This is a genomic window from Micromonospora sp. A3M-1-15 (genome assembly GCF_024213425.1).
Lineage (GTDB): Bacteria > Actinomycetota > Actinomycetes > Mycobacteriales > Micromonosporaceae > Micromonospora > Micromonospora chersina.
In genome coordinates, this window is sequence record NZ_JANAVK010000002.1 from 687,375 (window position 1) to 700,320 (window position 12,946).

Consider the following 12,946-nt stretch of genomic DNA (forward strand, 5'->3'; position numbering starts at 1 on the left):
TCACCGCAGCTTCGGGTCGAAGGCGTCGCGGATCGCGTCGCCCAGCATGATGAAGGCGAGCACGGTCAGCGCGAGGAAGGCCGAGGGGACGATCAGCGGGGTCGCCGATTCCCGCATGTGGATGCGGCCGGTGTCGATGTCCTGGCCCCAGGAGATGGTCGGGGCCTTCAGGCCGATGCCGAGGAAGCTCAGCGTCGCCTCGGCCGCGATGAACGAGCCGAGCGCGATGGTGAGCACCACGATCGCCGGGGCGAGCGCGTTCGGCAGGATGTGCCGCCACATGATCCGGCCGTTGCGGGCGCCGAGCATCCGGGCCGCGGAGACGTAGTCCTGCTCCTTGGCGGTGATCACCGAGGAGCGGATCACCCGGGCCGCGGTGGTCCAGCCGAGCACCGCCAGCACGAAGATCACCGCGAACAGCCGGACGTTGTCGCTGCTGGTGCTCAGCCGCTTGAGCAGCACGATCGCGGCGAGCAGCAGCGGGATGCCGAGCACGATGTCGATCACGCGGGAGAGCACCGCGTCCACCCAGCCGCCGAAGTAGCCGGCGAGCATGCCGACGACCAGCGCGATCACGCCGGTGGCCAGCGCGGCGAGGGCGCCTACGAGCAGCGAGGCCCGGGTGCCGTAGACCGCCCGGGCGTAGACGTCGCAGCCCTGGAAGTCGTACCCGAAGATGGCCCCGCCGGACGGCCCGGCGTGCTGCCGGGAGAGCAGGCAGTCACGCGGGTCGTTGGCGGTGAACAGCGACGGCACGGCGGCCATCGCGGTGAACAGCACGACCAGGCCCAGGCTGATCCAGAAGATGGGGTTGCGGCGCAGGTCCCGCCAGGCGTCGCCGGCCAGGCTGCGTGGCTTCTGCGGCGCGCCGACCTGGTTGGGTGCGCCGGGCTCGCCGGAGACACCCCGCCGCGCGGCCTGGTTCTCGGTCGCCGCGACGGTCTCGAAATCACTCATGCCCGCACCTCGCTCGGCTCGGCGCGGACACGAGTGACCCACACACCGCGTTGATGATTCGTTCGCTGCGCTCACTCATAGCGGATCCTCGGGTCGAGGACGGCGTAGAGCACGTCCACCACCAGGTTGGAGATCAGGTAGACCACGACGAGCACGCTGACGATGCCGACCACCAGTGGGCCGTCCTCGGTGCGGATGCCGCGGAAGAGGTTGAAGCCCACGCCGGGGATGTTGAACACGCCCTCGGTGATGATCGCGCCGCTCATCAGGTTGCCCAGCTCGACGCCGAGGAAGGTGACCACCGGGATGAGCGAGTTGCGCAGCACGTGGACGCTCACGATGCGCCGCTTGACCAGGCCCTTCGACCGGGCGGTCCGCACGTAGTCGGCGCGCAGGTTCTCGGCCACCGAGGTGCGGGTCAGCCGCAGGGCGGTGGCCAGCGACAGCGAGCCGAGCACGATGCCGGGCAGCAGCAGCGCGTAGAAACTCGGCTGGGCCCCGGCGGTGGGCGGGAAGAGCTGCCACTTGACGCCGAGGAAGTACTGGGCGATGGGTGCCAGGACGATGGTCGGGATGCCCAGCACCAGCAGGGTGAGCACCAGCGTCGAGTTGTCGAAGATGCTGGCCCGGCGGATGCCGGCGATCACGCCGGCGGTGACGCCGAAGATGATGGCCACGGCGAGCGCGATGAGCGCCAGTCGCACGGTGACCGGCCAGGCCTGCTGGAGGATGTCGCCGATCTGCCGGCCGGTGAGCGACTGGCCCAGGTCGCCCTGGAGCAGGTTCTTGACGTAGTCGAGGTAGCGGTAGAAGAAGCCGCCCACGCCGGTCTGGTCCAGGTGGTACTTCTGCGTCAGGTATGCCCGCTGGGCTGCCGTCACCGGCCGCTCCCCGGCGAGGGCCTGGATCGGGTCGCCCTGCCCGGCGAACATCAGCGCGTAGACGATCAGCGTGGTCCCGAAGAACGCGAGGACCATCTGCAGGAGGCGCCGCAGGATGAAGCGGAACATGCTTGCAGTCTCTCCGGAAAAGAGCGAAAGGGGCGCAGGATGACATCTCTGGCGTACCGGAAAATGGCGACCGGTGCCCTCCGGCCCCGGCGACCACGTGCTCGGGCCACCCGGATCGCTCCGGGTGGCCCGTGCCGTGGTCAGCTCAGCTGGCCGCCTCGATCTTGACGAGGTTGACCCGCTGGAACAGGTCCATCTGGACGTTCCCGACCTTGCTGGAGTGCCCGTACACGTTCTCGCCGAAGCGGAGCGGGATCACCGGCATGTCCTTGGCCAGGATGTCCTCGGCCTGCTGGTACTTCTTGATCGCCTCGGCCTGGGTGGGCGCGGCCGAGCCCTCCTTGACCAGGCGGTCGAACTCCGGGTTGCTGTAGCCGTAGTAGTTCGACGAACCGTTGGTGCTGTACAGCGGGCCGAGGTAGTCCTCCATGGACGGGTAGTCCATGACCCAGCCCATCCGGAACAGACCCACCGGCTGCTTCTTCTCGACCTTGGTCAGCAGGTCGGCGAACTTCGGCTCGGCCGAGCCGACGCAGTCCACGCCCAGGTTGGCCTTGAGCTGGTTGCAGGTCGCGTCGACCCAGTCCTTGTGACCGCCGTCCCCGTTGTAGGAGATGGTGATCTTCGACGGGCCGCCGGCGGCCTGGTAGAGCTTCTTGGCCTCGGTCGGGTTGAACTGACCCGCGGCACCCGTGGTGTTGTCCCGGTAGCCCGGCAGGACCGGCGAGACGAACGAGCGGGCCGACTGCTGCGAACCCTTGAAGATCGACTTGGTGATCTCGTCACGGTCGATCGCCATCGAGATCGCCTTGCGCACGTCCGGGTTGCTGTAGTCCTTCTCGAAGGTGGGGAAGGCCAGGAACTGGAACGACGACATCGGGCTGGTCTGGTAGTTGTCGCCCAGGTCGGTCGGCGCGGTGCTCAGGTTCTCGGTCGGGATCGTCGGCAGCACGTCGAGGTTGTCCGACTGCAGGTCCGAGTACGCCGCGGTGAGCTGCTGGTAGACCCGGAACTCGACGTCCTTCACCTTGGGCTTCTCGCCCGGGTACGCGTCGTAGCGCTCGACGTCGAGCTTGCTGTCGTGCTGCCAGGTGCCCTTCATCTTGAACGGACCCTGGCCGATCGGCGCCTGCTCGTACGAGTCGTTGAGCACGCCCGGCGCGGAGAACGCGGCCTCCGGCAGCGGGTAGAACGCGGTGTAGCCGAGCATGGACTTGAAGTCGATGTACGGCTCGGCGAGCGTCACCTGGAAGGTCAGGTCGTCCAGCTTCTTCAGGCCGGACATCGCCTTGGCCTTCGGCTTCTCACCCTGCAGGTCCTGGTAGCCCGCGATCTTCTCGAAGAAGTAGCTGGCCCCCTGGCCGTTGGGCGCGTACGCGCCGTAGTTCCAGGCGTTGATGTAGTCGTCGGACGTGACCTTCTCGCCGTTGTGGAAGGTGAACCCGTCCTTGAGCTTGATTGTCCAGACCTTGTTGTTGTCGGACGGCGTCACCGACTGGGCCGCGACCTCGTACGGCTTGTTCTGCGCGTCGTAGTCGACGAGCGGGCTGAACAGACCGGCGAGCACCTGCGAGCCGGACGTCTCGGTGGTGTTGGTCGGGACCAGGTGCTGCGGCTCGGAAATCTGGATGCTGACCGCCGCGTCCTTGCCGCTGCCGCTCGATCCGCTGTTCCCGCCGCTGCCGCAGGCCGCCAGGCCCAGCGTCACCGCGAGCGGGAGGGCGGTCCAGGCGGCGAGTCTACGAACACGCATGAACTCTCCTCATCTCCTCACGCTGCGCAGTCAGGCCCGACGCTGGGTGACTCTGCGCAACGAGCGGTAACGGTAGGTCGCGATGGGGCCTGTCGACAACGGGAGCGTTGCGAACCGGTAACGGATTGTGCCGATGCGGCTTGTCGTCGCCGGCCCGGCCTGCTATGGAGATGTCGCAACAGGTGTGGTCAGCAGGGCGTTTGCCGCCGCCCTGTTGCGCCGTGCAGTACGGTCACGGACTGTTCGGGCGGATTCACCGCGCTGGTCCGTGCCGTCCCCTCCGATGCTCGATGCCCGTCCCGGGCCGTGGCGCGATGCACAGTCGGTGACTCTCAGTGACTAACCCCACGTAACGGTTCGTCACCGTTCACCGTCGTCGGCCGGGCGGGCGCGGGGCGTGAGACGATCCAGTCGTGACGGCGACGATCCTGGACGGCAAGGCGACCGCGGCGGAGATCAAGGACGAGCTGCGGACACGGGTCAAGGCGCTGGCGGAGCGCGGCATCACGCCGGGGCTGGGCACGGTCCTGGTCGGGGAGGACCCCGGTTCCCAGGCGTACGTCAACGGCAAGCACCGCGACTGCGCCGAGGTGGGCATCGCCTCGATCCGCCGGGAGCTGCCCGCCGACGCCACCCAGGAACAGCTCGACGCGGTGCTCACCGAGCTGAACGCCGACCCGGGCTGCCACGGCTACATCGTCCAGCTGCCGCTTCCGGCGCACCTGGACACCCAGCGGGCGCTGGAGCTGATCGACCCGGACAAGGACGCCGACGGCCTGCACCCGGTCAACCTGGGCCGGCTCGTGCTCGGCTACGACGCCCCGCTGCCCTGCACCCCGCGCGGCATCGTCGAGCTGCTCCGCCGGCACGACGTGCCCCTGCGCGGCGCCAAGGTCGCGCTGATCGGCCGGGGCAACACCGTCGGCCGCCCGCTGGGCCTGCTGCTCACCCGGCGCAGCGAGAACGCCACCGTGACGCTCTGCCACACCGGCACCCTCGACCTCGCCGCGCACACCCGCGAGGCCGACATCGTCATCGTCGCGGCCGGCGTGCCGGGCCTGCTCACCGCCGACATGGTCACCCCGGGCGCGACCGTCGTGGACGTCGGCATCACCCGGGTCATCGGGGCCGACGGCAAGGGCCGCTACACCGGCGACGTGGACCCGGAGGTGGCCGGGGTGGCCGGCAAGCTGGTGCCGATGCCGGGCGGCGTCGGCCCGATGACCCGGGCCATGCTGCTGACCAACGTCGTCGAGCGGGCCGAGCGGCAGCACTGAGTCGCCCAGGCACGTCATAACCGTCCGCCCCTGGCCCGATCGGTGCCAGGATGGCTGATACGGTCCGGAAAACCGACTGGTATCAGGGAGTGGGACGACCATGGGTAAGAAGGTCACTGTCGTCGGGGCCGGCTTCTACGGCTCCACCACCGCACAGCGCCTGGCCGAGTACGACGTCTTCGACACCGTCGTGATCACCGACATCGTGGAGGGCAAGCCGGCGGGTCTCGCGCTGGACCTCAACCAGTCGCGCGCCGTCGAGGGCTTCGAGACCAAGGTCGTCGGCGTCACCACCGGCCCGAACGGCGAGGGCTACGAGGCCATCGAGGGCTCGGACGTCGTCGTCATCACCGCCGGCCTGCCCCGCAAGCCGGGCATGAGCCGGATGGACCTGCTGGAGACCAACGCCAAGATCGTCCGCCAGGTCGCCGAGAACGTCGCCAAGTACGCCCCCAACGCCGTCGTCATCGTCGTCTCCAACCCGCTCGACGAGATGACCGCGCTGGCCCAGCTCGCCACCCAGTTCCCGAAGAACCGGGTGCTCGGCCAGGCCGGCATGCTCGACACCGCCCGGTTCACCAACTTCGTGGCCGAGGCGCTGAACGTGCCGGTGAAGTCGGTGAAGACCCTGACCCTGGGCTCGCACGGCGACACCATGGTGCCGGTCCCGTCGAAGAGCACCGTGAACGGCAAGCCGCTGCGTGAGGCCATGCCGGCCGAGCAGATCGAGGAGCTGGTCGTCAAGACCCGCAACGGTGGCGCCGAGGTCGTCGCGCTGCTGAAGACCGGCTCGGCGTACTACGCCCCGTCGGCCGCCGCCGCCCGGATGGCCAAGGCCGTCGCCGAGGACTCCGGTGAGGTCATGCCGGTCTGCGCCTGGGTCGACGGGCAGTACGGCATCTCCGGCGTCTACCTGGGCGTCGAGGCCGAGATCGGCGCCGAGGGCGTCAAGCGGGTCGTCGAGACCGACCTGGACGCCGACGAGCTGGCCGCCCTGAAGGACGCCGCCGAGGCCGTCCGCGCCAAGCAGGCCGACGTAGCCAACATGTGACCCCGAGAACGAACCACCCCGGAGGGGCGGGCCGGCCGACGCCGACCCGCCCCTCCGCACATCCCGCCCCGGCCCCCTCCCGTCCGCCCCGACCCGCCCCCCGGCGCGTTGATCATGAAGTTATTGCCACCCGCCTCGGCGTGTCGTGGCAATACTTCATGATCAACGCGGGTGGGGGTGGGGGTGGGGGGTGAAGGGGTGGCCTAGGTGGGGGGTGGCCAGGGTTTTTGGGGTTAGGGAGTTCGGAGGGTGGTGCGGGTGGTCGCTGCCTGGGTGGGGTTCTCCTCGTGGGCGTAGGCGAGGGCGGGGTCGAGCAGTTGGAGGGTGTGGACCAGGAGGTCGCCCGTCACCAGGAGGCGGTCGTCGCCGTCGTCGACCAGCACGGACTGGTGGCCGGGGGTGTGGCCGGGCGTGCTCAGCACGCGTACCCCTGGGGTGAGGTCGGTGTCGCCGTCGACCACCCGGAGCTGGCCGGCGGCGCGCAACGGCCCCAGGAGCCGGGCCGGCAGCTCGGGGTGGAACAGTTCCAGCGCGGCCAGCTCGGCGCGCTGCACCAGGTGGTCCGCGTTCGGGAAGAGCGGGCCCGCCCAGCCGATGTGGTCGGTGTGCAGGTGGGTGAGCACCACGGTGCGTACGTCCGCCGGGTCGATGCCGGCGGCGGCCAGCTCGGCCGGCAGCCGGCCGGGCACCGGCGCCCAGCCCGCGGCGAGCGCGTCGGCCGGGCCGATCCCGGCGTCGACCAGGGTGACCGGCCCGTCCCCGGTACGCAGCGCGAACGCGCGGAACGGCAGCCACCAGCGGCCGTCCGGGGTGACGCTGTCGGGGTCCCGCCGGTCGGCCTCGCGCCACTGGTCGCCGGTGGCGTCCGGGAACGCCTCGGCGCGCGGCTGGAAGAAGGGACCCGCTCCGTCGACCAGGGCGGTGACCGTGATAGACCCGACCGTGTGAGTCAGCGGCATCCGGGAAGGATGTCACCGCGGCCCGTCCCGGGCGACCCCGTTTTCCCGCGGGGTGAGGCCGGCTGGGGAGCCCCGGTCAGTTTCCAGTACGCTCGTACTGCTTGAGCACGTGTCCCCCGAGAGGAGCGCCGGCCGATGGCGAAGATCAAGGTAAACAACCCGGTCGTGGAGATCGACGGCGACGAGATGACCCGGATCATCTGGAAGCAGATCCGGGAGCAGCTGATCCTGCCGTACCTCGACGTCGACCTGCACTACTACGACCTGTCGATTGAGCACCGCGACGCGACCGACGACCAGGTCACCGTCGACGCCGCGAACGCCATCAAGGAGCACGGCGTCGGCGTCAAGTGCGCCACCATCACCCCGGACGAGGCCCGGGTGGAGGAGTTCGGCCTGAAGAAGATGTGGCGGTCGCCGAACGGCACCATCCGCAACATCCTGGGCGGCGTCGTGTTCCGCGAGCCGATCATCATGTCGAACGTGCCGCGGCTGGTCCCCGGCTGGACCAAGCCGATCGTCATCGGCCGGCACGCGCACGGCGACCAGTACAAGGCCACCGACTTCGTCGTCCCCGGCCCCGGCAAGGTGACCATCACCTACACCCCGGCCGACGGCGGCGCCCCCATGGAGATGGAGGTCGCCAACTTCCCCGGCGGCGGCATCGCCATGGGCATGTACAACTACGACGAGTCGATCCGGGACTTCGCCCGCGCCTCGTTCCGGTACGGCCTGGACCGCAAGTACCCGGTCTACCTGTCGACCAAGAACACCATCCTCAAGGCGTACGACGGCCGGTTCAAGGACCTGTTCGCCGAGGTCTTCGAGAACGAGTTCAAGGCCGAGTTCGACGCCGCCGGCATCACCTACGAGCACCGGCTGATCGACGACATGGTCGCCGCCGCGCTCAAGTGGGAGGGCGGCTACGTCTGGGCCTGCAAGAACTACGACGGTGACGTGCAGTCCGACACCGTCGCGCAGGGCTTCGGCTCGCTGGGCCTGATGACCTCCGTCCTGCTCTCCCCGGACGGCCGTACCGTCGAGGCGGAGGCCGCGCACGGCACCGTCACCCGGCACTACCGGCAGTGGCAGAAGGGCGAGAAGACCTCGACCAACCCGATCGCCTCGATCTACGCCTGGACCCGTGGCCTGGCCCACCGGGGCAAGCTGGACAACACCCCGGCGGTCACCGAGTTCGCCAACACCCTGGAGCAGGTCATCGTGGACACCGTCGAGGGCGGCCAGATGACCAAGGACCTCGCGCTGCTCATCTCGCGGGACGCCCCGTGGCTGACCACCGACGAGTTCATGAACGCGCTGGACGAGAACCTGGCCCGCAAGCTGTCGGCCTGACCGTCACCGTTCGCACCGGAGCCCCGCCGGCCTGGCCGGCGGGGCTCCCTCGTGTCCGCCGCTGGCGTCACCCGGGGCGGGCACGCCTCGTTGAGCAGGGTGGACGTGATGCCAGTCCCGTCCAGGAAGGTTGACCGCGGTCGCCTCGCGGCTTGAGCGCCGATCAGCCAACCTTCCCGGCTGTCGCGCACAGCCAGCCGTCCCTTCCCTCGCGGGGGGCCCTGTCCCGGGCCCCCCGCGCCCTGTTGTGGGGCGGGCGGTCAGGCGGCGCGGAGCAGTTCCGCGGCCCGCTCGGGGGCGATGTCGTTGATGAACACGCCCATCCCCGACTCGGAACCGGCCAGGTACTTCAGCTTGTCCTTGGCCCGCCGGATGCTGAACAGCTGCAGGTGCAGGTGCCCCAGCTCCCGGTCGACGTGCACCGGCGCCTGGTGCCAGGCGGCGATGTACGGCATGGGCATGTCGAACAGCCCGTCGAAGCGGCGCAGCACGTCCAGGTAGAGCGGCCCGAAGGCGTCCCGCTCGGCGTCGTCCAGGGCCGGGATGTCCGGCACCGGGCGGTGCGGCGCCACGTGCACCTCGAACGGCCAGCGGGCCGCCGCCGGGACGTACGCCGTCCAGTGCTCGTTGCTCGCCACCACCCGGTCGCCGGCGGCGCGTTCGGCGGCGAGCACGTCGGCGTAGAGGTTGCCCCCGGTGCGCTCGGCGTGCCGGCGGGCGGCGGCCAGCATGGTCCGGGTGCGCGGCGTGACGAACGGGTACGCGTAGATCTGGCCGTGCGGGTGGTGCAGGGTCACGCCGATCTCCACGCCCCGGTTCTCGAACGGGAAGATCTGCTCGACGCCGGGCAGCTCGCTCAGCGCGGTGGTGCGGTCGGCCAGCGCGTCGAGCACGGTGCGCACCCGGCTGGGTGGAAGGCCGGCGAACGAGGCGTTGTGGTCGTCGGTGAAGCAGACCACCTCGCACTTGCCGCGCCCGGGGCGGACCGGGGTGAACGGGGTGATCTCGGCCGGTTCCTCGGCGACCCGCTGGCTCAGCGACGGGAACCGGTTCTCGAAGACGACCACGTCGTAGTCGGGGGCGGGGATCTCGCTGAGCCGGTCGCCCCGGGAGGGGCAGAGCGGGCACTGGTCGGCCGGGGGGAGGAAGGTCCGGGTCTGCCGGTGCACCGCGACCGCCACCCACTCGTCGGTCAGCGGGTCGTAGCGGAGTTGCGAGGCGTGTGGCGGCGGGGGCAGCTCCCGCCGGTCCGGCTGGTCGCGGACCGCGTCGTCCCGCTCGTCGAAGTAGATCAACTCGCGGCCGTCGGCCAGCTCGATCTGCGTACGCTTCACTCCGCACCCTCCGTGCCCGCCACGATCACCAGCTCGCCCACCCTGTCCTCGAGTACCCGTCGCGCGTCCGGTGCCAACCGGCCGTCGGTGACCAGCACTTCCGCCGCGTCCAGGCCGACGATCGAGGAGATGCCGACCGTGCCCCACTTGGTGTGGTCGGCGAGCACCACGAGCCGGTCGGCGGCCGCCACCAGCGCCCGGTCCGTGTCCGCCTCCATCAGGTTGGGGGTGGTGAAGCCGGCGCGCTCACTGATCCCGTGCACGCCGAGGAAGAGCAGGTCCAGGTGGAGCGCGCCGATCGCGGCCACGGCCAGCGGGCCGACAAGCGCGTCCGAGGGGGTGCGCACCCCGCCGGTGAGCACCACGGTCTGGTCCGGCCGGCCGCCGACGTGCAGGATCTCGGCCACCGGCAGGGAGTTCGTCACCACGGTCAGGCCCGGAACGTCGGTCAGGCGGCGGGCCAGCTCGGCGGTGGTGGTGCCGGCGGAGAGCGCGATGGCCGCCCCGGGGCGCACGAGCTGCGCGGCCCGGGCGGCGATGGCCGCCTTCTCCACGGACTGCCGCACCGACTTGGCCCGGAAACCGGGCTCGTCGGTCGAGCCGGGCCCGGCCAGCGTCGCCCCGCCGTGCACCTTGGCGAGCAGGCCCTGCTCGTGCAGCGTCTCCAGGTCCCGCCGGATCGTCATGTCCGAGACGCCGAACTCGGCGGCCAGCTCGGTGACCCGGACGCCTCCGGCGGCGCGGACCCGTTCCAGGATGACCGCCTGCCGCTGCCGTGCCAGCACCCGCCGTCACCTCCCGACTCCCGACCCCGTCTCCACGCGGTCGAACGCGTTCCAACAAAGACGAACACTACCGCGCAGCAGGGAACAACGGAAGCAGACGCGGAACCGCCGCCGTCCCGGGAGCGGGGCGGCGGCGGCCGGTGGGTCGGTGGTGCGGATCAGGCGGGCTGGAGGCGGGGCTCCACCCAGCCGGTCTCGGTGAGGTGCTCCATCACCCGCTGCACCGCCTCCTCGACGGTCATGTCCGTGGTGTCCACCACCAGGTCCGCGTCGGTCGGCTCCTCGTACGGGTCGTCGATCCCGGTCATCCCGGTGATCAGGCCGGCCCGGGCGCGCGCGTACAGGCCCTTGCGGTCGCGCTGCTCGCAGACCTCCAGCGGGGTGGCCACGTGCACCAGCAGGAAGCCGGCCCCGGCGGCCTGCGCCATCTCCCGGGCGGTGGCCCGGGCGGCCGCGTACGGGGCGATGGGGCAGCAGATGCCGACGCCCCGGTGCCGGGCGATCTCGGCGGCCACCCAGCCGATCCGGCGCACGTTGAGGTCCCGGTCGGCCTTGCTGAAACCCAGCCCGGCCGAGAGCTCCCGGCGCACGACGTCGCCGTCGAGCAGGGTGATCGAGCGGTCGCCACCCTCGCGGAGCACGTCGGCCAGGCCCCGGGCGATTGTCGACTTGCCGGAGCCGGACAAGCCGGTCAGGAAGATCACCAGGCCCCGGTGCCGGCGCGGCGGGCGGGCCCGGGCCAGCTCCTTGGCCACCGCCGGCGGCGTGTGCCACTCGGGCAGCGGGAAGCCCCGGTCCAGCAGGTCGTCGATCTCCTCCTGGCTGAGCGCCAGCCGCCGGTTGCGCGGCGGGATGTCCTCCCGCCACCGCCACTGCCCGTCCCGGTTGTCGTAGGCCAGCTCGCGGGGCACCAGCACCCGAAGGCCGGCCCCGGAGAGCATGCCCTCGGTGGAGAGCAGGTGGGTCACCCCGTACGCGGCCGCGACCCGCGCCCGCAGCAGCGCGTCGCTGATCTCGTCGCGTCGCTTCGCCAGCGGCACCGCCACCAGCGTGGCCGGGGGCATCCGGTCGCGCGCGGCGAACACGCTGCGCACCAGCGCCTCGGCCGGCAGCCCGCCGATCGCCTCCTCGCCCGCCGGGATCAGCACCAGCAGGTGCGCGCCGAGCGTCCGGGCGGCGTGCGCGATCTGCGCGAGCTGCGGCCGGTGCAGCGGACGGTCGGCGAAGACACCCAGCACCCGACCCGGGGGCAGCAGCCCCCGGATCTCGTCCGGGCTGCGCCGCAGCCGCTGGAACGGCCCGTGGCCGCCGTCGCCCAACCGGCGGACCGCCCCGCCCACCCCGACCGTGCCCTCGCGGACCGGCCAGACGTCGGTCACGTCCATGGCCGCCACCGGGGCGCCCTCACCGTCGGTGAGCACCAGCGCCCGGCGCAGCGGGTCGTCCAGCACCAGCCCGCCGGCGAGCGCGGCCGGCACCTGGAGCGTCACCGCCACCGGCCACGGCGTGCCGTCGGCGAGCCGGCCGCGCCGGCCCAGCGAGGCCAGGTCGGCGCGGGTCATGAAGCCCGTCAGCGGGGCGTACGCCCCGGTCAGCAGCAACTCCAGATCGGCCAGCTCAGCGGGCCTCGGCGCGTACGCCGGCGCGTCCCGCAAAACGTCCTCGGGCAGCACCCACCCGTTGCTCATCGAACCCCCAACTCACCGGCCGGCACACAGTTTCTCAGCCCACCGGCGATCGGTCGAGAGCGCCACTCCACCTCGCGGTCACTGGCCGGCAAACCGGCCGACGCGGGGCGGTCTCAGCCGGCGGCGGCGAGCGGGGCCGCGCCGAACGATACGGCGAACCGCTCGCACCAGATCGAGACGCTGGTCAGCCCGCTGAAGTCGGTCCCGGCCGGTATCTCGTACGCCTGGTCGCCGCGGTTTCCCTTGAGCGGGCCGAGCGCCACGTGCCGGCCGTCGTCGAAGACGCGCCACCCGGACGGCCCGGTCCGAACGGGCTGGTCGGTCAGCCAGACCTGAAGATCCGGACCGTTGGAAGTGTCCAGCCCGACCAGTTCCAGCCGGTGCCGGCCGTCGGCGGTGCGGACGATCCGGGCGCCGCCGCGGGTCTCGTGCTCGTGGCTGACGAAGTCACCCCGGCTGACCAGCACCGGACCGGTGGACGCGGGGGCGGCGGACGGCGAGGCGGCGCCGGGCGGGGGCGCCGGCTCGGCCGAGACCGCCGTGAGCTCCTCGTGCACCTCGGTGTCGGTGACCAGCTTCCACGGCTGGAACCAGTACAGGCCGGTGGCCGCGCCGGCGGCGAGGACGGCCACCGCGACCCAGGTCAGCGGCGCGCGTAGCAGGCGGATCGACATGCGTCGAGTCTCCCGTCGCGGCGGCCCGCGGTCACCGGTCCGGCCGCTTACGGAAGCCTTACCGACCCGTCCGGGCGGAATCAGGGGCAACCCCGAGCGTTTCCC

Annotated in this window: 11 protein-coding genes; 3 read left to right on the top strand and 8 right to left on the bottom strand. The window is 71.3% G+C overall.

Annotated features, from left to right (window positions below; genetic code table 11):
• The 3 genes from NLX85_RS12990 to NLX85_RS13000 all read right to left on the bottom strand — a co-directional run bounded on the left by NLX85_RS12990 (position 1) and on the right by NLX85_RS13000 (position 3,720).
• On the bottom strand, positions 1-957 hold the full coding sequence (locus NLX85_RS12990; RefSeq protein ID WP_254334805.1) for an ABC transporter permease: 957 nt from the start codon (positions 955-957) through the stop codon (positions 1-3).
• Between the two features lie 71 nt (positions 958-1,028).
• Complete coding sequence (locus NLX85_RS12995; protein WP_091318238.1) at positions 1,029-1,967, bottom strand: ABC transporter permease; 939 nt, start codon at positions 1,965-1,967, stop codon at positions 1,029-1,031.
• Positions 1,968-2,112: 145 nt separating this feature from the next.
• A complete protein-coding gene (locus NLX85_RS13000; RefSeq protein WP_254334807.1) occupies positions 2,113-3,720 on the bottom strand; it encodes an ABC transporter substrate-binding protein in 1,608 nt (535 codons plus the stop codon).
• Positions 3,721-4,133: 413 nt separating this feature from the next.
• Here NLX85_RS13000 and NLX85_RS13005 point away from each other — a divergent pair, with 413 nt between their 5' ends.
• Entirely contained in the window at positions 4,134-4,997 is an 864-nt protein-coding gene (locus NLX85_RS13005; protein WP_254334809.1) for a bifunctional methylenetetrahydrofolate dehydrogenase/methenyltetrahydrofolate cyclohydrolase, read from the top strand.
• Positions 4,998-5,097: 100 nt separating this feature from the next.
• Entirely contained in the window at positions 5,098-6,048 is a 951-nt protein-coding gene (mdh, locus tag NLX85_RS13010) for a malate dehydrogenase (RefSeq protein WP_254334811.1), read from the top strand.
• A gap of 233 nt (positions 6,049-6,281) precedes the next feature.
• On the opposite strand, the gene NLX85_RS13015 is transcribed toward mdh, so the two are convergent.
• On the bottom strand, positions 6,282-7,007 hold the full coding sequence (locus NLX85_RS13015; protein ID WP_254334813.1) for an MBL fold metallo-hydrolase: 726 nt from the start codon (positions 7,005-7,007) through the stop codon (positions 6,282-6,284).
• A gap of 135 nt (positions 7,008-7,142) precedes the next feature.
• Here NLX85_RS13015 and NLX85_RS13020 point away from each other — a divergent pair, with 135 nt between their 5' ends.
• Complete coding sequence (locus NLX85_RS13020; RefSeq protein WP_212832324.1) at positions 7,143-8,360, top strand: NADP-dependent isocitrate dehydrogenase; 1,218 nt, start codon at positions 7,143-7,145, stop codon at positions 8,358-8,360.
• A 260-nt stretch (positions 8,361-8,620) separates the two neighbouring features.
• On the opposite strand, the gene galT is transcribed toward NLX85_RS13020, so the two are convergent.
• From galT to NLX85_RS13040, 4 genes are all read right to left on the bottom strand, one after another.
• Positions 8,621-9,694, bottom strand: coding sequence for a galactose-1-phosphate uridylyltransferase (gene galT, locus NLX85_RS13025; RefSeq protein WP_254334815.1), 1,074 nt, complete (start codon positions 9,692-9,694; stop codon positions 8,621-8,623).
• Positions 9,691-10,479: a DeoR/GlpR family DNA-binding transcription regulator gene (locus NLX85_RS13030; protein ID WP_254334816.1), complete on the bottom strand. Its 789-nt coding sequence runs from the start codon at positions 10,477-10,479 to the stop codon at positions 9,691-9,693. The genes galT and NLX85_RS13030 overlap by 4 nt, the downstream gene beginning before the upstream one ends.
• Before the next feature lie 158 nt (positions 10,480-10,637).
• The gene (gene cysC / locus NLX85_RS13035) at positions 10,638-12,167 is read right to left on the bottom strand and encodes an adenylyl-sulfate kinase (protein WP_254334819.1); all 1,530 of its coding nucleotides are present in this window, start codon (positions 12,165-12,167) and stop codon (positions 10,638-10,640) included.
• A gap of 113 nt (positions 12,168-12,280) precedes the next feature.
• Positions 12,281-12,841 (bottom strand): DM13 domain-containing protein, encoded by a 561-nt coding sequence (locus NLX85_RS13040; RefSeq protein ID WP_254334820.1) that lies wholly within the window; start codon positions 12,839-12,841, stop codon positions 12,281-12,283.
• Positions 12,842-12,946 lie beyond the last annotated feature (105 nt).